This is a genomic window from Brevibacterium salitolerans (assembly GCF_039531405.1).
In the GTDB taxonomy this organism is placed as follows: Bacteria; Actinomycetota; Actinomycetes; order Actinomycetales; family Brevibacteriaceae; genus Brevibacterium; species Brevibacterium salitolerans.
Genome location: NZ_BAAAPZ010000007.1, coordinates 85611 through 108454 on the forward strand (window position 1 = coordinate 85611; position 22844 = coordinate 108454).

18 protein-coding genes and 1 riboswitch are annotated in these 22844 nt (G+C 70.6%); of the genes, 5 read left to right on the top strand and 13 right to left on the bottom strand.

Annotated features, from left to right (window positions below; translation table 11 throughout):
- Window positions 1–48 precede the first annotated feature (48 nt).
- Window positions 49–1059, bottom strand: a complete 1011-nt coding sequence (locus ABD240_RS09515) for a DctP family TRAP transporter solute-binding subunit (protein ID WP_344336987.1) — start codon at window positions 1057–1059, stop codon at window positions 49–51.
- Between the two features lie 245 nt (window positions 1060–1304).
- Here ABD240_RS09515 and ABD240_RS09520 point away from each other — a divergent pair, with 245 nt between their 5' ends.
- Window positions 1305–2216: a PPC domain-containing DNA-binding protein gene (locus ABD240_RS09520; protein WP_344336988.1), complete on the top strand. Its 912-nt coding sequence runs from the start codon at window positions 1305–1307 to the stop codon at window positions 2214–2216.
- Between the two features lie 126 nt (window positions 2217–2342).
- On the opposite strand, the gene ABD240_RS09525 is transcribed toward ABD240_RS09520, so the two are convergent.
- From ABD240_RS09525 to ABD240_RS09575, 11 genes are all read right to left on the bottom strand, one after another.
- On the bottom strand, window positions 2343–3131 hold the full coding sequence (locus ABD240_RS09525; protein WP_344336989.1) for an SDR family NAD(P)-dependent oxidoreductase: 789 nt from the start codon (window positions 3129–3131) through the stop codon (window positions 2343–2345).
- Between the two features lie 127 nt (window positions 3132–3258).
- On the bottom strand, window positions 3259–4101 hold the full coding sequence (locus tag ABD240_RS09530) for an SDR family NAD(P)-dependent oxidoreductase (protein WP_291792044.1): 843 nt from the start codon (window positions 4099–4101) through the stop codon (window positions 3259–3261).
- Between the two features lie 56 nt (window positions 4102–4157).
- A complete protein-coding gene (locus tag ABD240_RS09535) occupies window positions 4158–5906 on the bottom strand; it encodes an AMP-binding protein (protein WP_291792047.1) in 1749 nt (582 codons plus the stop codon).
- Window positions 5906–7072 (bottom strand): thiolase domain-containing protein, encoded by a 1167-nt coding sequence (locus ABD240_RS09540; RefSeq protein WP_291792048.1) that lies wholly within the window; start codon window positions 7070–7072, stop codon window positions 5906–5908. Before ABD240_RS09540 ends, ABD240_RS09535 begins: the two co-directional genes overlap by 1 nt.
- Entirely contained in the window at window positions 7069–7899 is an 831-nt protein-coding gene (locus ABD240_RS09545) for an IclR family transcriptional regulator (protein WP_291792050.1), read from the bottom strand. The genes ABD240_RS09540 and ABD240_RS09545 overlap by 4 nt, the downstream gene beginning before the upstream one ends.
- Before the next feature lie 302 nt (window positions 7900–8201).
- Entirely contained in the window at window positions 8202–9629 is a 1428-nt protein-coding gene (locus ABD240_RS09550; protein WP_344336990.1) for an L-serine ammonia-lyase, read from the bottom strand.
- Window positions 9630–9714: 85 nt separating this feature from the next.
- Window positions 9715–10113, bottom strand: coding sequence for a glycine cleavage system protein GcvH (gcvH, locus tag ABD240_RS09555; protein ID WP_344336991.1), 399 nt, complete (start codon window positions 10111–10113; stop codon window positions 9715–9717).
- 53 nt (window positions 10114–10166) lie between these two features.
- A complete protein-coding gene (locus ABD240_RS09560; protein WP_344336992.1) occupies window positions 10167–11450 on the bottom strand; it encodes a glycine cleavage T C-terminal barrel domain-containing protein in 1284 nt (427 codons plus the stop codon).
- A gap of 12 nt (window positions 11451–11462) precedes the next feature.
- Window positions 11463–14447 (bottom strand): aminomethyl-transferring glycine dehydrogenase, encoded by a 2985-nt coding sequence (gcvP, locus tag ABD240_RS09565; protein WP_344336993.1) that lies wholly within the window; start codon window positions 14445–14447, stop codon window positions 11463–11465.
- A gap of 97 nt (window positions 14448–14544) precedes the next feature.
- Window positions 14545–14674: riboswitch (glycine riboswitch) on the bottom strand.
- Between the two features lie 153 nt (window positions 14675–14827).
- On the bottom strand, window positions 14828–15664 hold the full coding sequence (locus tag ABD240_RS09570) for an SDR family NAD(P)-dependent oxidoreductase (protein WP_291799369.1): 837 nt from the start codon (window positions 15662–15664) through the stop codon (window positions 14828–14830).
- Window positions 15665–15839: 175 nt separating this feature from the next.
- Window positions 15840–17636, bottom strand: coding sequence for an amidohydrolase (locus ABD240_RS09575; RefSeq protein ID WP_344336994.1), 1797 nt, complete (start codon window positions 17634–17636; stop codon window positions 15840–15842).
- Between the two features lie 292 nt (window positions 17637–17928).
- Between ABD240_RS09575 and ABD240_RS09580 the strand changes: the two genes are divergently transcribed.
- The 4 genes from ABD240_RS09580 to ABD240_RS09595 all read left to right on the top strand — a co-directional run bounded on the left by ABD240_RS09580 (window position 17929) and on the right by ABD240_RS09595 (window position 21929).
- Window positions 17929–18912 (top strand): siderophore ABC transporter substrate-binding protein, encoded by a 984-nt coding sequence (locus ABD240_RS09580; protein WP_291799375.1) that lies wholly within the window; start codon window positions 17929–17931, stop codon window positions 18910–18912.
- Between the two features lie 107 nt (window positions 18913–19019).
- The gene (locus tag ABD240_RS09585) at window positions 19020–19937 is read left to right on the top strand and encodes an ABC transporter permease (protein ID WP_291799377.1); all 918 of its coding nucleotides are present in this window, start codon (window positions 19020–19022) and stop codon (window positions 19935–19937) included.
- Between the two features lie 214 nt (window positions 19938–20151).
- Entirely contained in the window at window positions 20152–21177 is a 1026-nt protein-coding gene (locus ABD240_RS09590; RefSeq protein WP_291799410.1) for an iron chelate uptake ABC transporter family permease subunit, read from the top strand.
- Window positions 21174–21929: an iron ABC transporter ATP-binding protein gene (locus ABD240_RS09595; protein ID WP_291799380.1), complete on the top strand. Its 756-nt coding sequence runs from the start codon at window positions 21174–21176 to the stop codon at window positions 21927–21929. The genes ABD240_RS09590 and ABD240_RS09595 overlap by 4 nt, the downstream gene beginning before the upstream one ends.
- 146 nt (window positions 21930–22075) lie before the next feature.
- On the opposite strand, the gene ABD240_RS09600 is transcribed toward ABD240_RS09595, so the two are convergent.
- Window positions 22076–22714, bottom strand: a complete 639-nt coding sequence (locus ABD240_RS09600) for a GntR family transcriptional regulator (RefSeq protein ID WP_291799382.1) — start codon at window positions 22712–22714, stop codon at window positions 22076–22078.
- Window positions 22715–22844 lie beyond the last annotated feature (130 nt).

Here is a 22844-nt window from a genome sequence, read left to right on the forward strand (position 1 = left end):
AGCCGCGGCGGTGGGGACCGATCAGTCCCTCACCGCCGCAGTCTCACATCAGCCCTGCGGCTGCACCTTGTCGAAGATCTCCGGCGTCCACTCGCCCTCGTACTTCGCGTACACGGGCTCCATCGCCGTCCGGAACTCCTCGAGCTGCTCGGGCGTGAGCTCCGTGACCTCCATCTGCCCCTCCAGCTCCGTGAGCTGCTCGTCCGCGAGGTCGCGGTTGAGCTGGACCTGGTACTCGTTGGCCTCCGCGGCGGCCTCCGTGACGATCTGCTGGTCCTCCGGGCTCAGCTCGTCGAACATGCCCTTGTTCATGCCCAGCAGGAGGGGGTCGTAGACGTAGTTCCACAGGGTCAGGTTCTTCTGGACCTCGGCCAGGCTGGAGGAGTGGATGATGTCCAGCGGGTTCTCCTGGCCGTCGATCGTGCCGTTCTGCAGGGAGGTGAAGACCTCCGCCCAGTTCATCGAGACCGGGTCCGCGTCCAGCTCCTTGTAGATGTCGAGGAACAGCGCGGAACCCGCGACCCGGAACTTCATGCCGGCGAGGTCCTTAGGCGCAGTGACCTCCGTGTCCGCGTTGGTGAGCTGGCGGAAGCCCGATTCCCCGAAGCCCAGGAACTCGATGCCCATCTCGTCGAGCAGCTGGTCGTAGGCCTCGGCCCCCGTGCCCTCGAGCACCGGGTCCACCTCTTCGAGGCTCTCGAACAGGAAGGGCGCCGTGATCGCGCCGAACCGCTGGTCGATGCCGGAGTAGATGATCGGCGAGTTGTAGGAGAAGGCCTTGCTGCCGTCGGCCAGCATCTCCACACCCGCGGCCGGGTCGCCGCCGGAGAGCTGCTCGTTGGCCACGATGTTCAGCGTCATCCGGCCGTCCGACTTCTCGTCGAGCAGCTCGCCGAACTTCTCGGCACCCTTGTACCAGGTGGAGCTGTCGGAGGTCGTGATGGTGAAGTCCCACGTGTAGGAGCCGCCCTCGCCTCCGCCCCCGCTGCCGGAGCACCCGCTCACCACCAGAGCGGTCGCCGCCGTGGCGCCGGCGAGCATCAGTGCCTTCTTCTTCATCAGTCTCTCCCTCGAGCCGGTGGACCTCGTCGTCACTCACAGCGCCAGCCGGAGGTCCGCGTCGGCGCGTAGAGGGAAATCTACTCAGGGGTGACATGCCGCACAAGAAGCGTTCCACTATGCGGTCCGCCTGTCCTCGAGCACAGGCCCGAAAGCGTGGCACGGGCCCCGAATCAGCCGTCATCGCGTTCCGTCTCCTGGAACCGTGGATGCTCGCCGAGCGGTCCGTGCCCTACAGTGAGCGCGTGACACAGAACACGCCGCTCATCGTCCCCGGTCGTCCGGTGAAGCACCCCGGCAGCGCAGCAGCGGTGCGGACGACCCTCGCACACGGCAGGACCCGCCCCCGTGCGGTCACGGATCTCCTCCGCACGGACGCGGACGACCGCTCCCCCACCGCCCTGCTCGACCTCGTCGCCTGCGCGGTCGAGGCCGCAGGGGCTGATTCCGGCATCGTGGAGCTGGGGCCGGTGGATCTCCCGTCCGTCTCCTACTGCTTCCCCGCCTACGGCGACTCCACTCACCCGATGCTGTACTCCGCCACGCACTCCAGCGCGGGCACCCTGCTCCGCGGCACCGCGACGGTGGGCTTCCGGCGCGATAGCCCCGGTGCGCCGCTCACCCGCTGGGCGCACTTCCACGTCTCATGGACGGATCGGGAGGGCACGCTGCGGGGCGGGCATCTGTGGCCGGAGACCACCGCCGCGGGTCCACTCGTCCAGTCGACCGTCTGGCCCCTCTACGGCATCACGCTCGTCAACCGGCTCGACGAGGAGACGCAGCTGCCCGTCTTCTTCCCGGAGCAGAACGGCCGCAGCACCGCGGACGGCGACCGTCCTGCGCTGTTCGCCCGCGTGCACCCCAACGAGGAGATCGGCACGGTGATCGCAGATCTCACCCGCCGCCACGGGCTCGAGGGCGGCAGCGTGGTGGGCGGCACCGGCAGCATCGTCGGCGCGATCTTCGAGGACGGTCGCCGGGTGGAAGGGCCCGCGACCGAGGTCATCACCCTGGGCGGAGCGCTGAGCGGCACGGAGCCGCGGCTGACCTCCACCCTCATCTCCGCCTCCGCCGAGGTCCACGGCGGCGTCCTCGCCCCCACCGGCAATCTGGTCGGAGCGACGTACGACCTCATGCTCGCCGGGCCGCAGGACTGAGCGGCCTGCAGAAGCCCTCCCGAGCCTCGGCACCATCCGGACCGCGGGCCTGACCGGCCTGCGCGGCCTCTCCCGCACCTCGGCACCGGCGGGGTGCGGGAGAGGCTGCGTCCCCGGGCCGTCCGCTCAGCTCATCACCGCGCCGCCGTCCACACGCAGGATCTGACCGGTCACGAACTGCGCCGCCGGCGAGGCGAGGAAGGCGACAGCACCCGCGATCTCCTCGGGCCTGCCCATCCTCCGGATGGCCTGCCCGCTGAGCTCGTAGTCCTGCCCCACCGTCAGCGCGGACTCCACGGGCCCGGGAGCCACCGAGTTGCAGCGGATCCCGTGGATCCCCACCTCCTTCGCCACCCACTTGGTGAGTGCGATGATCCCGCCCTTGCTCGCGGAATAGGCAGGGCCGGAGCGGGCACCGGCCTCGCCGTCGGAGACCGCTCCCCCGTTGATCCCGGAGATCGAGGAGATGTTGACGATGGAGCCCGCGCCGGCCTCCACCATGTGCGGGTAGAGCGCCGCCCGGATGAAGTGGAAGGTGCCGCCCAGGTTGGTCGAGAGATCCCGCTCCCATTCCTCCGCGGAGATCTCGTCGAGGCCCTTGCGGGTGGCGGTGCCCGCGTTGTTCACGAGCACCTCCAGGCCGCCGTGCTCCTCGACGAAGCCCGCGACGGCACGGGTGACGGCCGCCGCGTCGCGCACGTCCAGATCGATCCCGGTCACGCGGGCGTCCGGCACCTCGGCGCCCAGGGCGCGGGCGGCCTCCTGCGCACCCGCGAGGTCGACGATCCCGACCGTCGCCCCGCGTACGGCCAGGGCGAGCGCGATCTGATAGCCGATGCCGCGAGCGGCGCCGGTGACGAGCGCACGCTGCCCGGTGAGGCCGAAGGGGAGGACGGTGTGCGCTGTGTCAGTCATGGGTGACTCCTGATGTGGGGCGGGCGACGATGCCCGAGGGTGGATGAGGTGAGAAGCCGGACGTCTGGAGAACGCACGGAGAGAAGCCGGTGCAGGCCACGTGCCGACCGGAGAGGGGGAAAACGGCTCAGCGTGCCGCCGCGGACGAATGGACGAGGCCGCCGTCGACCGGGAGGACGGTGGCGTTGACGTAGGCGGACTCCGGGGAGGCGAGGAACACCGCGGCCCGGGCCACGTCCTCGGGAGCGCCCATCCTCCCGGTGGGGCTGGCCGCGTGCCGGGCGGCGAGCATCTCCTCGGCATCACCGTGGTGGCCCACGATCGAGGTGTGGATGAGCGGGGTCTCGATGAGGCCGGGAGCGATCGAGTTCGCCCGGATCCCCTCGCGGGCGTAGCGCATGCCCACGGAGTTGGTGAGCTCGATGAGGCCGGCCTTGGAAGCCGCATAGGCGGGGTAGTCGTAGCCCATCCAGCGCAGGCCGCCGGCGGAGGACACGGCGATGATGGAACCGCGTCCGGCGGCGCGCATGTGCGGCACGGCGTGCTTCATTGCGGCGAAGGCGCCGGTGAGGTTGATGTCCAGCGCCCGCCGGAAGCCTGCGACGTCCAGCTCCTCCACGCCGCCGTTGACCACGATGCCCACGTTGTAGTGGAGCACGGTGAGCGCGCCGAAGGCCTCCGCGCAGATGTCCGCGGCCTCCTTGAGCTGCGTCTCGTCGGCGACGTCGGCCACGTGCGTGCGCAGGCGGGTCTCGGCTTCCGGGGTCTCTTCGAGCAGCACGGCCCGCGCCGCCTCGAGAGCGCCCGGCTCACGGTCGACGATGCACACGCGTGCGCCCTCGGTCAGGAATGCCCGGGCCGCGGCGAGGCCGTTGTTGGTCTTCCCGTCCGGGGAGCCGCAGCCCACCGCGAGGATCGTCTCATCTGCGAGCCGGCCGGGCCCGCGCGCCTCAGCTGCGCTCTCGCTCATCGTGCCCTCCCTCTGACCTGCTCCGGCCGAGGACGCAGGGTCGTTGGAATGCTCACTCATCGTGCCCTCCCGCGTCCCTCCGAGAGCTCAGCCCTCAGCTCCTTCCGAGCGATCTTGCCGTAGGCCGTCACCGGCATCTCCTCGACGAAGACGTACTCCTTGGGCACCTTGTAGGCCGCCAGCCGTGCCTTGAGGAAGGCCTTCAGCTCCGCACCCTTGGCGTCCCTCTCGGCCTCCGGCAGCGGCCGGGCCGTCTCCACGACGGCCACGCCCACTTCTCCCCACTGCGGGTCCGGGACGCCCACCACGCAGGTCTGGCTCACGCCGGAGAACGTCTGGATCGCCTCCTCCACCTCGCGCGGATAGACATTGGAGCCGCCGGAGATGAACATGTCCGACTTGCGCCCGGTGAGGAAGAGATAGCCCTGCGCGTTCAGATAGCCCACGTCGCCGGTGTGGAAGACCCCGTGAGCGAAGGCCTCCGCGTTCGCGTCCTCCCTGCCCAGGTAGCCGGCGAAGACCGTGGGGCCGGAGACGCAGACCTCACCCTGCTCACCGGCGGGGAGCTCGCGGCCGTCGTCGTCCATGATCGAGATGACGACTCCGGTGCGCGCCCGCCCGCAGGTGCCGATGCCGGCGGCGTCGACCGGGATGCGGCCGTGCTCCTGAGGCCGCAGCACCGTGATGGAGCCCGTCACCTCAGCGAGACCGAAGTACTGGACGAGGCACGGGCCCAGACGCGCGAGCGCCTTCTCCTGGTCCGAGGCGAGCATGGGCGCACCCGCGTAGACGACGCAGCGCAGCGTGTGGTCCTGAGGTCCGCGCTCCGCGGGGTAGGCGTCCACGATCCGGTTGAGGATGGTCGGGACGGTGAAGGCGTTGGTGACGCCGTGCCGGTCGATGAGCTCCCAGGCCTTCGTCGCGTCGAAGCCCGGACCGGGCACCAGCACGGAGGCGCAGCCGGTGAATACCTGGGCCAGCATGTGGATCCCGGCCCCGTGGGAGAGGGGAGCGATGACGAGGCTCGCTCCGGCCTCGGTCTCCGTGGGGAACAGGTCGCCGTAGTGGTTGGCGAGCACGGCGGCGAGGTGCCGGTGGGTGAACGTCGCGGCCTTGGGCCGTCCGGTGGACCCGGAGGTGAAGAAGTACCAGCAGGGGTCGTCCTCCAGGACCGGGGCGTCGGGCTGCTCCGGAGCGGGCGGCAACGCGTCGAACTCGCCCACCGTGAAGACGTCGCCGTCCCAGCCGGTGGTGCGGAGGGCCTCGACGAAGCCCGTGTGCGCACGGTCCGCGAGCACCGCGGACGGACGCACCTCCTCCGCGATGCCCAGCAGCTCCTCGGTGGACAGCATCGCATTGGGCGGGGCGATGACCGCGCCGGCGCGGAGGATGCCCCAGAAGGCGACGGCGGTGTCCGGCGCGTTGTCCGCCACCAGCATGACCGTGTCGCGCCTGCCGGTGCGTCCGGAGAGCAGAGCCGCGGCCAGCGCCGAGGCCCGCTCGTCCAGGCGTTCCCACGTCAGCACGGTCTCCCCCGCGATCATCGCCGCGTGGGCGGGAATGCGCGCGGCGGTCTGCCGCAGGAATCGGGCGACGTTGACGGCGAGCCGGGGCACGGGGGCGAACGCGGCCGCCGGAGAGGTCGGTGAGACGGGGCCCGGCTGGGAGACGCTGAAGTCCGCGGGGACGGGGGGAACGAACTCCTCCGTGCCGCCGTGGCCCGCGGCAGGACCGTGGCCCGCGGAGGAGGCGCGGCCGGCGGAGGAGGCGCAGGTGGGCGCCTGGCCGTTCACAGCAGTGCTCATCAGCGGCTCCTCACGAGGACGGAGGCGAAGTTGGAGACGGCGAGTCCGCCCATGTTGAAGACTCCGGCGAGCTCCGCCTCGGGGACCTGCAGTCCGGGGGCCGTCCCGGTCAGCTGTGCGGCCGCCATGACGTGCATGGACACGCCGGTCGCGCCGATGGGGTGCCCCTTGGACTTGAGGCCGCCGGAGGGGTTGACCGGCAGCTCACCGTCGAAGGCGGTGAGACCGGAGTCGATGGCCTCGGCTCCGTGCCCCTGCGGGGCGAGGCCGAAGGCCTCGTACTCGAGCAGCTCCGCGATGGTGAAGCAGTCGTGGGTCTCGAGCAGCGAGAGATCGCGGATGCCGATCCCCGCCTGGGCGAGCGCCTGATCCATCGCCGCTTTCGCACCGGAGAGGACCAGCGGATCCGCACGCCGGGAGAGGGGGAGGGCCTCGTTCGCATTGCCCATGCCGCGCCAGCGCACGGCCTTCTCCGCGGAGGCCGCGAGGTCCGGGGAGACGATGACGAGCGCGGCGGCGCCGTCGGAGACGAGCGAGCAGTCCGTCCGGCGCAGGGGTTCGGCCACGTAGGGGTTCTTCTCGCTCACGGTGGAGCAGAACTCGAATCCCAGGTCCTTCTGCATCTGAGCGAGCGGATTGTGCGCACCATTGGCGTGATTCTTCGCAGCGATCCGGGCGAGCGAATCCGAGATGTCTCCGTGCCGGTCGATGTAGCGGCGTGCGAGCTCCCCGAACACCCCGGCGAAGGAGCCGTACTGTTCCTCCTCCGCGCGGTAGCTCGCGGTGAGGAGGACGTCGTTGACCGTGCTGCCGGAGACCGCCGTCATCTTCTCCGCGCCGATCACCAGTGCTGCCTTCGCCCTGCCGGAGGCCACCTGATCGTAGGCGGCGAAGACCGCGGTCGAACCGGTGGCGCAGGCGTTCTCGTGACGGTGCGCCGGGGTGTGAGCGAGCTCCGGGATCTCCACGCCCAGAAGTGCCGCCTCGAACCCCTGCGAGCTGAAGCCGTTGTTGTAGACGCCCACGTGGATCGCGTCGATGTCCACCGGGTTCAGACCCGCGTCCGCGAGTGCACCCCGGGCGGCCTCGGCCATCATCTCCTGCAGGCCGTCCTCCCGCTTGCCGAACTTCAGGTGGGACCAGCCTGTGATCGCCGGTGTGGTCATTTCTCCTCCTCGAGATGCGGGTGTGGTGCGAGTGCCGCGGCTTCGTGCCTCAGCGCGGCGACGATCTGTGTGAGCCGGGGCTCCTGCAGGCGGCTGCGGATGCTCGCCACGGAGAGCGCACCCCGCACGGCACCGCCCGGCCCCGGGGGAAGAGCCACGCCCGCCGCCCAGGACTCCTCCACGACCATCCCGGTGTTCAGCGCCCAGCCGGTCTCCCGCGTCGCCGCGAGCGCCTGCGCGAACTGCTCACTGCGGAGGGTCCGGCCGGAGGAGGTGGACTCGTCGAAGGTGCGGGCGTTCTCCTCCTGCACCCGGTCCGCCTCGTCCTCCGGGAGTGCGCCGAGGATCGCCAGGGCACCCGCGCCGATGCCCAGCGGGTGCCGGTCCCCCACGGCCAGGACGTTGTTCCTGAAGGGGCCGTTCCCGTCCTCACGCAGGACGCAGACGGACACGGTGCCGGTCCGCTCCGTGTAGAAGCAGGTGTCGCCGGTGAATGCGGCGAGCCTCCGGAGCGCGTCGGAGACCGCGCTGAGGTCGCGGTGCGCCTGCCCAGCGAGGGTGCCCAGGCGGATGAGGCCTCGGCCGAGGACATAGCCGCTCTGGGCGTCGCCGCCCACCAGGCCCACCTCCTGCAGTGCACGCAGCAGCCGGTGGACGGTGGACTTCGCCAGTCCGGTGTCCTCGGCCAGCCGCGCGAGGCTCAGGGAGGCGCCCTCCTGCTCCTGGGCCCGGCCCAGAGCATCGAGGATCGTCGCGGCACGACGGAAGGAGCGGTTCCCATCGTTCCGTTCAACGGAACTCTGATCTGCATTCGCCTCGTCGCGCATAGTGGGAAGTGTGGATCAACAGCGCATGACCCCGCAAGAGACGTACCGCCATATGGAACGGTGAAGAGAAACACGGTGAGGCCCGTCCTCACTGAACACATTCAGTTCGTCGATTCGCCGAGGTGAGTTCGCCGTTCCGCACCACTGAGTTCGCCGATTCGCCGGTTTGCACCGCCGCGCTCTCGCCCATGTCTCACTTCACATCGACGAAGACGCTTCTGAGCGATGCGAAGTGAGACATGGGCACAGGGTGCGGGAAGCACACGGTGCCGGAGGCCCAGGGTGCGGCAGGTGCAGGCGGATCAGCACTCCACGACGTTGACCGCCAGGCCGCCCATCGCCGTCTCCTTGTACTTGTGGCTCATGTCCTCGCCCGTGGCCTTCATCGTCGCGATGACCTCGTCGAGCGAGACGAAGTGCCGGCCGTCGCCCCACAGCGCCATCTTCGCCGCGTTGATGGACTTCCCCGCGCCGATGGCGTTGCGCTCGATGCACGGCACCTGCACGAGCCCGGCGATCGGATCGCACGTGAGCCCGAGGTTGTGCTCCATCGCGATCTCCGCGGCGTTCTCCACCTGCTCCACCGTGCCTCCGAGCACCTGGGCGAGGCCTCCGGCGGCCATCGAGGAGGCCGAGCCCACCTCGCCCTGGCAGCCCACCTCCGCCCCGGAGATCGAGGCCCGCTCCTTGTAGAGGACGCCGATGGCGCCGGCGGTGAGGAGGAAGCGGACGGTCGCCTCGTCACGCGCCTCCTGACCGCCCTCCGTCACCCAGTCCACGTAGTTGAGCGCGTAGTGGAGCACTGCCGGGATGATCCCCGCCGCACCGTTGGTGGGGGCCGTGACGACGCGGCCGCCGCTCGCGTTCTCCTCATTCACGGCGAGCGCGATGAGGTTGACCCACTCCTGGTAGAAGCGCGGGTCCCGGTCCGGGTCCTCCGCCTTGAGCCGCAGGTGCCAGTCATGGGCGCGTCTGCGCACCTTGAGACCGCCGGGCAGGAAGCCGGAGCGGTCGAGTGAGTTCTGCGCGCACTCCTCCATCACCTGCGCGATGTGGAGCAGCCCCTCGCGGATCTCACCCTCGCTCCGCCCGGCGCCCACCTCGTTCGCGAGCATGACCTGCCAGATCTCCAGCCCCTCGCGGTTCGCGATCTCCATGAGCTCCGCCCCGGTCTGGAAGTCGTACGGGGTGGCCGGCTCGCGGGCGAACTCCTCCGCCGCGGCACCGAGCACGGCCCGCTCCTCGTCCGAATGCGTGACGACGAAGCCGCCGCCCACGGAGTAGTAGATCTCGTGCGCCAGCTCCTCCCCGTCCGCGGCGCGCGCCCGCAGCTCGAGGGCATTCGTGTGCCGCTCCAGCACGGTGAGCGGGCGCTGCCGCATGTCGCCGACCGTGAACGGGATCTCCACGGAGCCCTCGACGGCCGGGGACGCCTCGCCGAAGCGCACGGTCCCGGTCTCGCTCATGCGGGCGATCCGCGCATCGACCTCGTCCGGCAGGACGGCTTCCGGATCACAGCCCTCGAGGCCGAGGAGGATCGCGTCGAAGGTGCCGTGCCCCTTGCCCGTCGCGGCGAGTGAGCCGTAGACGTCGACCTCGAGCGTGCGCACCTCCTGCAGCCGCCGTCCCACGAGTTCGACGAAGCGCGAGGCCGCGCGCATGGGGCCCACGGTATGGGAGCTCGAGGGGCCGATCCCCACGGTGAAGAGGTCGAAGACGCTGATGGGCATGTGGGTGCTCCAATCCCCCACAGCACTGCGGGGAGACGGCACCCCCGCGCCTGGCAGACACCGGGCGCGGGGGTGTGGACGGGTGTCAGAGGTGGTTAGCCGCCGCGTATCCGGCTGCGTCCATGAGCTCGCCCGCCTCCGTGACGGCGACCTCGAAGAGCCAGCCCTCGCCGTAGGGGTCCGCGTTGAGGACGCCGGGGTTGCCGGTCACGAACTCGTTGACGGCCACCACCTCGCCGCTCACGGGCGAGTAGAGGTCGGAGACGGACTTGGTGGACTCGACCTCGCCGCAGACCTCCCCGGCGGTGACGGCGTCGCCCACCCCCGGGGTCTCGACGTAGACGACCTCGCCCAGGGCGTCCGCGGCGACGGCGGTGATGCCCACCCGCACGGTCGCACCGGCGACGGCGTCAGCGGCGGCGTTCACCCACTCGTGCTCGGCGGAGTAGGAGAAGCCTTCCGGAAGCGGGGGCAGTTCAGCCATGATGTGTTCCTCTTTCTTCGGTGGTGCGGTGATCGGTGTCTGCCGGACGCAGCTCAGGCCCGGGTGTAGAAGGGCAGTGCGGCGACCGTGAAGTCGTGTGCCTTGCCGCGGATGTCCACTGTGAGCTCCGTGCCCGGCTCCGCGTGGGCGCGGTCCACCCGAGCCAGTGCGATGGGGTGTCCGAGCGTGGGCGAGGGCTGGCCCGAGGTGACGATGCCGATCTCCTGCCCGTCCGCCTGCACGGCGGCCCCGGCGCGAGCGGCGCGCCGTCCGGAGGAGACGAGCCCCACGAGGACGCGTGCGGGCTCCTGGGCCGCCTGCGCCTCGAGCGCGGCACGCGCGAACACGTGCTCCTTCTTCAGCGCGTTCGCCGCCATCTTCCCCAGGCCGATGTCGGCCGCGATGCTCGTGCGGTCCATCTCGTTGCCGTAGAGGGGCATGCCGGCCTCCATCCGCAGCGAGTCACGGGAGGCGAGTCCGCAGGGCAGCAGCTCGATGCCGGCCCGCTCGGCCGCCGCGACCAGTGCGTGCCACACCGGTGCCGCATCCGCGTTCGCAACGTAGAGCTCGAAACCGTCCTCGCCGGTGTACCCGGTCCGGGCCAGCAGGACGGGCACCGGGGCCTCGGACACCCCGCCCGAGGCCGGCTCGCCTGCACCGGCATCCGCCGCACCAGCGCCTGCGGTCGTCTGCTCAGCCCGGCTCCCCGCCGCAGGCACCGGCAGCTCCAGCCGGGTCCAGGCGTAGTAGCCGAGCTCCCGCACGGCCTCGGCCTGCGCACCGGCGGAGCCGGCCTCGGCCTGCCCAGCGGAACCGGCCTGTCCACCCGCTGCGAGTGCGGCCAGCAGGATCGCCTCGGACTGCGGACCCTGCACCGCCACGAGGGAGGTCTCTGCGGATTCGTCCGTCACCGTGACGGCGGCGCCCGGCACCACGGAGGCGGAGAACTCCTGCGCGCGGGACGCCAGCGCCTCGGCGACGGCCACGGCATTGCCCGCGTTCGGGACGACGAGGAACTCGTCGGCCCCCAGGCGGTAGGTGATGAGATCGTCGAGGATGTGCCCGTCCGCATCGAGGATGAGGCCGTACTTGGCCTTGCCCGCCTTCAGGATCGAGTACTTCGCGAGCAGCGCGTAGTCGAGGAACGCGGCGGCGTCCGGGCCGGTCACCCGCACCTCGCCCATGTGGGAGAGGTCGAAGATCCCGGCGGCGGTGCGCACGGCGCGGTGCTCGGCGAGCTCGGAGCCGTACTTCAGCGGCATGTCCCAGCCGCCGAAGTCCGTGAACGAAGCGCCCAGCTCCGCGTGGAGGTCGTGGAGAGCAGTGGTCTTGGTCATGGAGGGTTCCTCTCAGGCCGTCTCGAAGGCCTCGGGCGGCGGGCAGGAGCAGACGAGGTTGCGGTCGCCGTAGGCGCCGTCGATGCGCCGCACCGGCGGGAAGTACTTGGTGAGCCGCAGCCCCTGGACGGGGAACACCGCTGTCTCCCGCGAATACTTCGCCTCCCAGTCGTCCATGACGCTGGTGGCGGTGTGCGGGGCGTTCCGCAGCGGAGACTCCTCCACCGTGTAGGCCTCGCCCACCGCGTCGATCTCCGCACGGATGGAGCGCATCGCCTCGATGAAGCGGTCGATCTCCCCCTTGTCCTCGCTCTCCGTGGGCTCCACCATGAGCGTGCCCGCCACGGGGAACGCCAGCGTGGGCGCGTGGAAGCCGTAGTCGATGAGGCGCTTGGCCACGTCCTCGGCGGTCACCCCGGTGGCAGCCGTGAGCTCGCGCAGGTCGAGGATGCACTCGTGCGCCACGAGGCCGGAGTCGCCCGTGTAGAGGGTGGGGAAGGCGTCCGCGAGCTCGCGAGAGACGTAGTTGGCGCCCAGCAGCGCGGTGCGGGTGGCCTCCGTGATGCCGGCGCCGCCCATGAGGCGCAGGTACGCCCAGCTGATGGGCAGCACGCCCGCGGAGCCGAACAGCGTGTTGCTGATGGGCTGGCCGATGTCCGCCGCGCCCTCGATGAGGCGGGGGTCGCGCGCGTCACCGGGCAGATAGGGGGCCAGGTGCTCGCGCACCGCCACGGGGCCCACGCCCGGTCCGCCGCCGCCGTGGGGGATGCAGAAGGTCTTGTGCAGATTGAGGTGCGAGACGTCTCCGCCGAACCGGCCCGGCTGCGCGAGGCCCACGAGCGCGTTGAGGTTGGCGCCGTCCACGTAGACCTGGCCGCCGGCGTCGTGCACCTTCTGGCACACGGTGCGCACCTCCTCCTCGAACACGCCGTGCGTGGAGGGATAGGTGATCATGATCGCGGCGAGCGCACCCGCGTGCTTCTCGATCTTGGCGTCGAGGTCAGCGAGGTCGATGGAGCCGTCCTCCGCCGTCGCCACCACGATCACGTCGAGTCCGGCGAGCACCGCCGAGGCCGCATTGGTCCCGTGCGCGGACTGCGGGATGAGGCAGATCCGACGGTCCCGCTCACCGTTCGCCAGGTGGTACTGACGGATCGCGAGCAGCCCGGCGAGCTCACCCTGGGAGCCGGCGTTGGGCTGCAGGGAGACGCGGTCGTAGCCGGTCACCTCCACGAGGAGGGACTCGAGGTCCTCGATGAGCTCGCGCCAGCCGGCCGTCTGCGAGGCGGGGGCGAAGGGGTGGATGGAGGCGAACTCGGGCCAGGTGATGGCCTCCATCTCCACGGCGGAGTTGAGCTTCATGGTGCAGGAGCCCAGCGGGATCATGGTGCGGTCGAGCGCGAGGTCCCGATCCGCCAGCGTGCGCAGGTAACGCATCATCTGGGTCTCGGAGCCGTGCGTGCGGAAGACCGGGTGGGTGAGGATCTCGCCGGTGCGGTGCAGCTCCTCGGCCCATGCGGGGGTCGGCACCTGCGCCGGGCCGAACGCGCCCTCGGCGCCCGCGGCCTCGAACTCCCCGGCGTCGATCCGTGCCTGCGCGCCCAGCGCCTCGAGGAGGATGTTGGCCTCGGCGACGGTGTGGGGCTCGCCGAAGCTCACTGCCACCGTGGTGGCGTCCATCCGGCGGATGTTCACGCCCACGGCGTCCGCGGCGGTGAGGGCCGCGTCCGCGTCCGGCACGGTCAGCGCCACGGTGTCGAAGAACTGTCCGTCCTCCCCCGCCGAGGCCGTACCCGGGGCCGTGACGGCGGCCTCGGCGAACGCCGCCGCCAGACGGTGCAGGCGGGAGGCGATGCGGGTCAGCCCCACCGGGCCGTGGTAGACGGCGTAAAAGCCGGCGACGTTGGCCAGCAGCGCCTGCGCCGTGCAGATGTTGCTCGTGGCCTTCTGGCGGCGGATGTGCTGCTCGCGGGTCTGCAGCGCCAGGCGGTAGGCGGGCTTGCCGTCCGCGTCGTGGCTCACGCCCACGAGGCGGCCGGGCAGCTGGCGCTGGAGGCCGGAGCGCACGGCCATGAAGCCGGCGTGCGGGCCGCCGTAGAAGAGCGGGACGCCGAACCGCTGGGCGCTGCCCACGGCGATGTCCGCGCCCTGGGAGGCCGGCGAGGCCAACAGGGTGAGCGCCAGCAGGTCCGCGGCGAAGGTGACGAGCGCACCGCGCTCCTTGGCACCGGTGACGGCGTCGTCGAAGGAGCGGATGGCTCCCGAGGTGCCGGGCTGGGCGCAGACGATGCCGAACACGTCCTCGCCCACGAGGCCGGCGGAGAGGTCCTCGACGCGGACCTGGAAGTCCATGGCGCGGGCGCGGGTGCGGACGATCGCGATGGTCTGCGGGTGCAGTTCGGAGTCGAGCACCACCGCGGAGCCCTTCTTGGACGCCCGGCGCATGAGGAGGACGGCCTCGGCGACGGCCGTGGACTCGTCCAGCAGCGAGGCGTTGGCGACGTCCAGGCCGGTGAGGTCCGTCACGGCGGTCTGGAAGTTCAGCAGCGCCTCGAGGCGGCCCTGGCTGATCTCCGGCTGATAGGGGGTGTACGCCGTGTACCAGGCGGGGTTCTCCACCACGTTGCGGCGGATGACGGCCGGGGTGACGGTGTCGTGGAAGCCCTGGCCGATCATCTGCACACGGGTGGAGTTCTTCGCGGCGAGCTCGCGCAGGCGGGTCAGCACCTGCTCCTCACCCATGGGCTCCAGCGCCAGCGGGGTCTCCTGGACGATGGAGGCCGGGACCGCGGCAGCGGCGAGCGCCTCCGTGGAGTCGAAGCCCACCACCTCGAGCATCTGCTCCAGCTCACCGGCGCGGGGGCCGATGTGCCGGTCAGCGAAGGGCCGGGGGGCATCGCCCGCGGCGGGGGTGAGGTGGGAGTGCGGGGCCTGCGCGCTGGGCGTCTGCGCGGCCTCCGTGGTCGAGGCGGCTGTGCTGTGGGCACCGGCGGTCATGGATCTCCTCCACTGGATGTGCCCGCCTGAGGGGACGGGCTCGCATATGGGCTCGTCCTCCCCGCTCTGTCACAGCGGTGAACCGCTCCAGAGGTGCCTGCGCATCGTGGTACTGGGCCTGAGAGTTTCCCGGGGAGGGATTGCACCTACGGCGCCGCTTCCCTGCGTGTCCGCACCCGGTGGCATGCGGGCGGACGTGAGCGAGGCGGCTCTCCCACGATGTGTCGTAACGGCAGTCACAGATCAGGATAGGACACGCCGCGGACATGAGCCAACGCCGGACCGGGTGGCCGGTGCCGATGCGAAAGGGGACTTTCTGACGGCGCAGGGCCCCCGCAGGGTCCCTGCGCCGTCAGAGAGTCCCCGAGGCCGAGTGGGCCTCAGCCGCGGAAGTCCTCCACGTCCTCCACTGCCGGGTACTCGCTCAGTGGGAAGGTGTCGACCTGCGGGCTGCGCTGCTGGACGAGGGTGCCGCCGTCCACGGGAACGCCGATCCCGGTGACGTACTCGGCCTCGTCGGAGGCGAGGAAGATCGCCGCGCCCACGAGGTCCTCGGCCTTCCCGCCGCGGCCCAGCGGAACGGTGGCGTCCCGCAGAGCGGTGACCTCCGCCGGCTCCTCCGCGGCCGTCGCGATGAAGCCGGGGATGATCGCGTTGACCCGCACGCCGTACGGCGCGAGCTCCACCGCCGAGGCCCGGGTGAGCGCCTCGATCGCCCCCTTGGAGGCGTCGTAGGGGACCATGCCGCGGTGGGCCCGGGTGGCTCCGCCGCTGGAGAAGTTGATGACGGCTCCGCCTCCGCGCTTGGCCATGATCCGCGCCGCGCGGGAGAGGAACAGCCAGTGCCCGCGCAGGTTGGTGCGGATGACGGTGTCCCACCAGTCGTCGTCGACGTCGAAGAAGTGACGCACGCCGGAGGTGATGCCGGCGTTGTTCACCAGCACGTCGACGGTGCCGAACTCCGCGAGCGTCCGGGAGAACACGGAGTCCGCGTCCGCGGCCTCGCCCACGTCCGCGGCGAGGCCCAGGGCGGTGCCGCCGGCGGCTGCGATCTCCTCTGCGACCGCCTGCGCACCCTCGCCGTTGAGGTCGACGACCACCACCTTCGCCCCTTCGCGGGCATAGCCGAGCGCGATCGCCCGGCCGATCCCCCGCGCCGCGCCGGTGACGACGGCCACCCTGCCGTCGAGCCGTCCGAGTCCTCTGCGCTCCGTCATCGTTCGCACCTTCCTTCAGCCACACTGCCTCTGTTCGTCCGACGCTCCCATACTCTGCCCCCGGCCGCATGCCTCAGTCACGCACGTTGCGCACTTTCCGACCGTGTTCACGCGAGCACACATGCGCACACCGTCAGAAGGTGCGCAACGTCCGGCAGAAGGCGCAGGCCGCGCCTCACACGTGCGCGAACGCCACCTCGCCGGCCACCACGGACATGTGCACCTGCGTGTCACGGACGGCGAGCGCGTGTTCGAACAGCGCGGCCTCGGAGGCGTACTCGCCCGTCACCCCGCTGCCGCCGTCGGCCACCAGCGGGTCCTGGTCCACGACGATGAAGTCCGCGTTCTGCCCCGGCGCCAGTGCCCCCGTGGTGCCCTCCAGCCCCGCCGCATAGGCCGCGCCCGAGGTGTGGGCGGCGATGGCGTCCCAGGCCGGGATGCGCCGCTCGGACTGGAAGGTCGTGGCCGGATCACCGGAGATGTCGGCACGGGTCATCGCGGCGTAGATCGCGGCGAACGGATTCGTGGGCTCCACCGGCCCGTCGGAGCCGAAGGCCAGCGGCACGCCTGCGGCCAGGAGGTCCTTCCACGCATAGGCGCACAGACGCGGGTCCGGCTTGAGCGCCTCCAGCAGGTGCAGATCGGAGATGCAGTGGCGCGGCTGCATCGAGGCGACGATCCCCAGCTCCGCATACTTCGCGATCTCCTCCGGCCGGATGAACTGCGCGTGCTCCACGCGGTGGCGAAGGCTCCGACCGTGGCGCTCCTGGGCTTCCTGGGCCGCGGCGCGCGCCCGCTCGAACGCTGTGAGCACGTGGTGGTTGGCGCGGTCGCCGATGGCATGGACGGCCACGCCGATGCCCGCGGCGAAGGCCGTCTCCATCTGCTCCACGAGGACGTCCTCGCTGGCGATCGGCAGCCCGTAGTTGGGCAGGTGGTCCTCCCCGGGGTGCGCGGGGAACGGGTCCGTCATGTGCGAGGTCTGCGAACCCAGCGCGCCGTCCGAGAACAGCTTGAGCCCGCCGCGGACGAACCATCCGTCCGCCTCCGGCTCTCCCGCGGCCCGCACCCGCTCACCGGTGCGGCCCAGCTGGTCCCCGGTGCGCCAGCCCACCGCGCGCGCCCAGTCCAGCTCCTCGAGACGCAGGTACTTCACCACGCGCATGTGCTGCTGCCCCTCGGCGCGCAGCGCGTCCCAGGCCTCCTGGGAGGCCGCCCCGTCGATGTCGTGCAGCCCGGTGAGCCCCTCCGCCAGCCAGCGGCTCTGGGCCGTGAGCATGTTCTGCCGCCGCTGCTCCAGCGAGAGTGCGGGCATCCGCCGCTCCGCGATCGTCGCGGCGTCCTCGCGCAGGATCCCGGTGGCCCGGCCTGCGGAATCGCGCACGATCTCGCCGCCCACGGGGTTGGGCGTCGAATCGTCGATGCCGACCGCCTCGAGCGCCGCGCCGTTGAGCCACAGCGTGTGGTAGTCGATGGACCACAGCGCCACCGGGGTGTCCGGCAGGGCCTCGTCGAGCAGACGGCGGTCCGGCTGGTAGGAGCCGGAGCCGCCCATGTCCCAGGTGTTCGAGTCCCAGCGTCCACCGGTCACCCACTGCCCGGGAGGGAGTGTGCGCGCATGCGCGGCCACGGTGTCCACCGCCGCCCGGAGGCTGCGCACCTGCCGCAGGTCCACCTCGGCGATGGTGTTGGCGGTGGAGACCGCGTGGAGGTGTGCGTCCGTGAACCCGGGCAGCACCACCCTCCCGCCCAGATCGACCTCGTCGCCCAGCCGGGTGCCCGCCATGTCACGGAGCGCGTCGCGCTCCCCCACCGCGACGACCTTGCCTCCCGCCGTGAGCACGGAGTCCCCGCCCGAGGCGCCTGCCGGGTGGTTCTCCGGCCGCGACCCGGCGGCGGCCTCCGCGAAGGAGTGGACGCGCCCACCGGAGAAGAGGCGCAGCTGGTCCGGTTGCAGAGAGTCTGTGGTCATGCACACATGCAAGCACACCCGCCGCCGGGACCGGCAGCCGGCGCCCGGACAAATAGCGCATGGACCTTTTGCTTATCTGCAGACACTGTGGAATTATTTAGCCCAGCCTCAGTTAGGTCAGGTGGCCCTCAGCGAACTCTGCGGAAGCAGCTCCTCGAGAACAGCTCTTCCCGCGCGGTGTCCGCGCCGGTCGCACGCACCTCGCCGGGGCAGGGACCGCACACGGCGCGCTCCCCACACACGCACCCTCGCAGGGCCCATGCCCGCGACCGAAGCAAGGAGCCTCACGCTCATGACCCTCAGGCACCGCCTTCCCCTCGCCGCGGCCTCCGTCGCAGCACTCGCACTGGGCCTCAGCGCCTGCGGCAGCGGCGCGACCGACGAAGCTGCGGGCTCGGATGCAGGATCCTCCACCATCACCGTCGAGACGAACGACGGCGAGGTCGAGGTCAACCACCCGCCGCAGAGCGTCGTGGCGCTGGACAACACGTCCTTCCGCACCCTCGACACGTTCGGCGTGGAGCTCTCCGCGGCCGCCGTCTCCCTCATGCCGGACGACCTCTCCTACGTGGACAGCGACATCCCCGACATCGGCAATCACCGCGAGCCGGACCTCGAGCAGATCGTCGTGGCCGAGCCCGACCTCGTGATCGGCGGCTACCGCTTCAGCGACTACGCGGAGGACATCAAGGAGCTGGCGCCGGACGCCGCCTACGTCGACGTCACCGCCCGCGACGGTGAGGACTTCAGCGAGGAGCTCAAGCGCCAGACCACGGTCCTGGGTGAGATCTTCGACAAGAACGACGAGGCCGCCGGGCTGGTCGAGGACTACGACGCCGCCGTGGAGCGGGTGAAGGAGGCCTACGATCCGGAGGAGTCCGTCATGGGCGTCATCACTTCCGGCGGCGACATCAACTACTCCGCACCGGGCACCGGCCGCACGCTCGGGCCGGCCTTCGACGCACTGGGCCTCACCCCCGCACTCGAGGTCGAAGACGCTTCCACGGACCACCAGGGCGACGACATCTCCGTCGAGGCCATCGCGGACTCGAACCCGGACTGGATCCTCGTGATGGATCGCGACGCCGGCGTGGGCGAGGAGGGCGCCGAGCCCGCGAACCAGCTCATCGCGGAGTCCGAGGCCCTGCAGAACGTCCCTGCGGTGAAGGATGACAACATCGTCTACATGCCGTCCTACACCTACCTCGACGAGAGCATCATCAACTACACCGAGTTCTACAACTCGATCGCGGATGCCATGGAGGCGGCGAACTGACCTCCGCACACAGCGCGGGCGAGCAGGCGGATCCCGTCACCGGAGTGACCTCCGGGACGGGGTCCGCCTCTGGCCGTGCACGCCCCAGAAGACTGTTCACCTGGCCGATGCTCGCAGGCGTGCTCGTCACGCTGGGCCTCGTCACCGCCTCGCTGTTCGTGGGCGTCTACGACGTCTTCGGCGCCCCCGACGGCGCCGCGATGTTCGCGATCACCCGCATCCCGCGCACCGTCGCACTCGTGCTCGCGGGGGCGGCCATGGCGATGTGCGGGCTGGTCATGCAGATGATCACCCAGAACCGGTTCGTGGAGCCGACCACCACCGGCACCACCGAGTGGGCGGGCCTGGGGCTCCTCCTCGTCATGGTGCTGTTCCCGCAGGCCGGGCTGCTGCCCAAGATGGCGGCGGCCATCGTCGCCGCGTTCATCGGCACCATGATCTTCTTCGCGTTCCTGCAGCGCGTGACCCTGCGGTCCTCCGTGATCGTGCCGATCGTCGGCATCATGCTCGGCTCCGTCGTGGGGGCCGTCTCCACCTACATCGCACTCTCGACGGACATGCTGCAGAGCCTCGGCATCTGGTTCGCCGGCTCCTTCACCTCCGTCCTCAAGGGGCAGTACGAGCCGCTGTGGGCCGTCCTCATCATCGTCGCCGTCGTGTTCGTCACGGCGGACCGCTTCACCGCGGCGGGACTGGGCGAGGAGTTCTCCACGAACATCGGACTGGACTACCGGAAGGTGGTGCTGCTGGGCAACGGCCTCATCGCGATCGCCACCGGCATCGTCACGGTGGTCGTGGGCAACCTGCCGTTCCTGGGGCTCATCGTCCCCAACCTCATCTCGATGATCCGCGGCGACGATCTGCGCTCCAACCTCCCGTGGGTGGCGATGACGGGCATCTGCATCGTCACGGTCTGCGACCTGCTGGGCCGCACGCTCATCGCCCCGTTCGAGGTTCCCGTCTCGCTCATCCTGGGCGTCGTGGGGGCCGTCGTGTTCATCGTCCTCATCACCCGGAGGCGCTGACGTGGAGAAGCAGACGACCGCAGACACGGATGCCGGGACAGCCTCCCCGGCCTCGGCGACGGACCGCCCGGCCGCGGGCGCTGCCACCCCGACCCCGGCAGCAGCGCAGGAGGCAGCGACGGCCCGCCCCACAGGTGCACGGGCCACAGGCGCGCGCACCACCGGCGCGCGCACCACCGGCGCGCGCCCCGCCGTCCGCCGGCGCACTCCGCCGCTGGCCTCCCCGTGGCGCCCCACCGGGCGGCAGTCGGGCCCGCTGCCGAGCCGCCGCGCGCAGCGCCGCTACTGGCTGATCCTCGCCGCACTCGCACTCCTGTCCGCCGGTGCGATGTTCGGCTCCCTGGCGTGGGACAACCCCATGCCGGTGGGCTCGCGCGGGTTCTGGCTCATCGCCCAGATGCGGGCGACCAACCTGGTGGTCATCGTGGTCGTGGCGTTCTGCCAGGCGATCGCGACGGTGTCCTTCCAAACGGTGACGAACAACCGCATCCTCACGCCCTCCATCATGGGCTTCGAGTCCCTCTACATCCTCGTGCAGACCGGCGCGGTGTTCTTCATCGGGCTCGGCGGCATCGCCGCGCTCACGGGCCTGTGGCAGTTCCTCCTGCAGATCGGGCTCATGGTGGGCTTCGCCGCGGCGCTCTACGGCTGGCTGCTCGCCGGGCGGCGCGGGAACCTCCACATCACCCTCCTCGTGGGCATCGTCCTGGGAGGCGGGCTGGGGGCGGCCTCGACGTTCATGCAGCGTCTGCTCACACCCAGCGAGTTCGACGTCCTCACCGCGCGGCTGATCGGCTCGATCGCCACGGCGGACACCGAGTACCTGTGGGTCTCCATCCCGCTGGCCGCCCTGGCCGGCGGAGCGCTCTGGCTGCGCTCCAGCCGCCTCAACGTGCTCGCCCTCGGCAGGGAGACGGCCATCAACCTCGGCATCAACCACCGGCGGCAGACGATCGTCGTGCTGCTGCTGGTCGCGGTGCTCATGGCGATCTCCACCGCGCTGGTGGGGCCCATGACGTTCCTGGGCTTCCTCGTGGCGATGATCGCCTATCAGCTCGCCGACACCTACGACCACCGCTTCATCTTCCCCCTCGCGTGGCTGGTGGGCATCGTGGTGCTCGCAGGCTCGCACTTCGTCCTCAAGAACCTCTTCTACGCGGAGGGCTCGGTGGGGATCATCATCGAGATCGTCGGCGGATCGTTCTTCCTCTTCTACATCCTCAGAAAGGGCCGCCTGTGATCACGCTCAGCACCGTCACCCGCCGCTACACCGACGACGTCGCGATCGGCCCCGTCGACCTGGACATCCCCGCCGGCGGCATCACGGCGCTCGTGGGGCCCAACGGCGCGGGCAAGTCCACGCTGCTGACGATGATCGGCAGGCTCATGGGCATGGACGAGGGGCAGATCGAGGTGGCCGGCCTGGACGTGTCCACCACCCCGTCCAAGGACCTCGCGAAGATCGTCTCGATCCTCCGCCAGGAGAACCACTTCGTCGCGCGGCTCACGGTGCGCCAGCTGGTGGGCTTCGGCCGGTTCCCGTACTCACAGGGCCGGCTCACGCGCGCGGACGAGGAGGTCATCAGCCGGTCGATCGACTTCCTGGACCTGGGCGAGCTCGAATCGCGGTACCTCGACGAGCTCTCCGGCGGCCAGCGGCAGCGGGCATACGTGGCGATGGTCCTCGCGCAGGACACGGAGTACGTGCTCCTCGACGAGCCCATGAACAACCTCGACATGCAGCATTCCGTGCAGATGATGAAGCACCTGCGCGAGGCGGCCGTGCAGCTGGGGAGGACCATCGTCATCGTCCTCCACGACATCAACTTCGCGAGCCACTACGCGGACCGCATCTGCGCGCTCAAGCACGGGAAGGTCGTCGAGTTCGGGACGCCGGAGGAGATCATGGTCCCGGAGATCCTCTCCGACATCTTCAACACACCGATCGACGTGGTCGAGGGACCGCGCGGCCGGCTCGCCTGCTTCTACTGAAACTCGCCTGCTTCTGCTGAAACAGGAACAGACGGGAAGGGGCGCCCGCTCCCTTCCCGTCTGCGGATTCGCCGCCCCAGGGCCGGATCAGGGGCGAATCCGCAGACGCGTTCAGCCGCGGCGCACGCTCATGTCTGCCGGGGCGGTCAGTCTTCGCCGGCCCGGGCGTAGGCGCCCAGCACCTGCCGCTCGGAGTCCCCGAGATACGTCCCCAGCAGCGCCGCCGCCGCTGCGGGGCTCTCCTCGACGTACGCCTCGTAGACCTCCCCATTCCGTTCCACGAACGGCGCATGGAGGAAGTCGAGGAGCTCGACCTTGAGGAACGCGAGCCGCAGCTCTGCGAGGACGTTGCCGAACGTGCGCATGAGACGGGCGCTGTCCGAGAGCGCGACCACGCCGTTGTGGAAGGCCATGTTCGCCGTTCCCACCCCGAGCCAGTCACCGGCCTCGGCCGCGGCCCGGCCCTCCTCGATCGCACGGAGCATCTGCGCGGCGTTCGGGTGCCCGCGGGGCGCCTGCGCGAGGACGGTGCACTCGACCGTCCTGCGCACCCGGTAGATGTCCACGACATCCGCTGTGCGCGGCGAGGCGACCGATACTCCGCGGTGCGGGATGTGCTCGACCAGCCCCTGCTCCCCGAGCACCCGGAACGCCTCCCTGAGCGTATTGCGTGAGACGTCGAACTCCTGTGCGAGCGCCGCCTCGGACAACCGGGCTCCAGGGCGGAGCTCACCGGCGATCAGCCGTTCGGTGAGCCTATTGACCAGGGACGATTCATGCTTCACCTCTCCATCGTAGAGACATCGGCGGGCGGAGCGACAGCGCAGCAGGCCGCGGCTGCGCACACGCAGCCACTCTGGCGATCAACGAGATCGAGCAGATGACTGTGACACAGGTCTATTCTTGTTGAACAAT

Coding starts and splice junctions, on each gene's coding strand:
- ABD240_RS09515 (WP_344336987.1), bottom strand. CDS start 1,059: ATGAAGAAGAAGGCACTGATGCTCGCCGGCGCCACGGCGGCGACCGCT.
- ABD240_RS09525 (WP_344336989.1), bottom strand. CDS start 3,131: ATGACTGACACAGCGCACACCGTCCTCCCCTTCGGCCTCACCGGGCAG.
- ABD240_RS09530 (WP_291792044.1), bottom strand. CDS start 4,101: ATGAGCGAGAGCGCAGCTGAGGCGCGCGGGCCCGGCCGGCTCGCAGAT.
- ABD240_RS09535 (WP_291792047.1), bottom strand. CDS start 5,906: ATGAGCACTGCTGTGAACGGCCAGGCGCCCACCTGCGCCTCCTCCGCC.
- ABD240_RS09540 (WP_291792048.1), bottom strand. CDS start 7,072: ATGACCACACCGGCGATCACAGGCTGGTCCCACCTGAAGTTCGGCAAG.
- ABD240_RS09545 (WP_291792050.1), bottom strand. CDS start 7,899: ATGCGCGACGAGGCGAATGCAGATCAGAGTTCCGTTGAACGGAACGAT.
- ABD240_RS09550 (WP_344336990.1), bottom strand. CDS start 9,629: ATGCCCATCAGCGTCTTCGACCTCTTCACCGTGGGGATCGGCCCCTCG.
- gcvH (WP_344336991.1), bottom strand. CDS start 10,113: ATGGCTGAACTGCCCCCGCTTCCGGAAGGCTTCTCCTACTCCGCCGAG.
- ABD240_RS09560 (WP_344336992.1), bottom strand. CDS start 11,450: ATGACCAAGACCACTGCTCTCCACGACCTCCACGCGGAGCTGGGCGCT.
- gcvP (WP_344336993.1), bottom strand. CDS start 14,447: ATGACCGCCGGTGCCCACAGCACAGCCGCCTCGACCACGGAGGCCGCG.
- ABD240_RS09570 (WP_291799369.1), bottom strand. CDS start 15,664: ATGACGGAGCGCAGAGGACTCGGACGGCTCGACGGCAGGGTGGCCGTC.
- ABD240_RS09575 (WP_344336994.1), bottom strand. CDS start 17,636: ATGACCACAGACTCTCTGCAACCGGACCAGCTGCGCCTCTTCTCCGGT.
- ABD240_RS09580 (WP_291799375.1), top strand. CDS start 17,929: ATGACCCTCAGGCACCGCCTTCCCCTCGCCGCGGCCTCCGTCGCAGCA.
- ABD240_RS09585 (WP_291799377.1), top strand. CDS start 19,020: ATGCTCGCAGGCGTGCTCGTCACGCTGGGCCTCGTCACCGCCTCGCTG.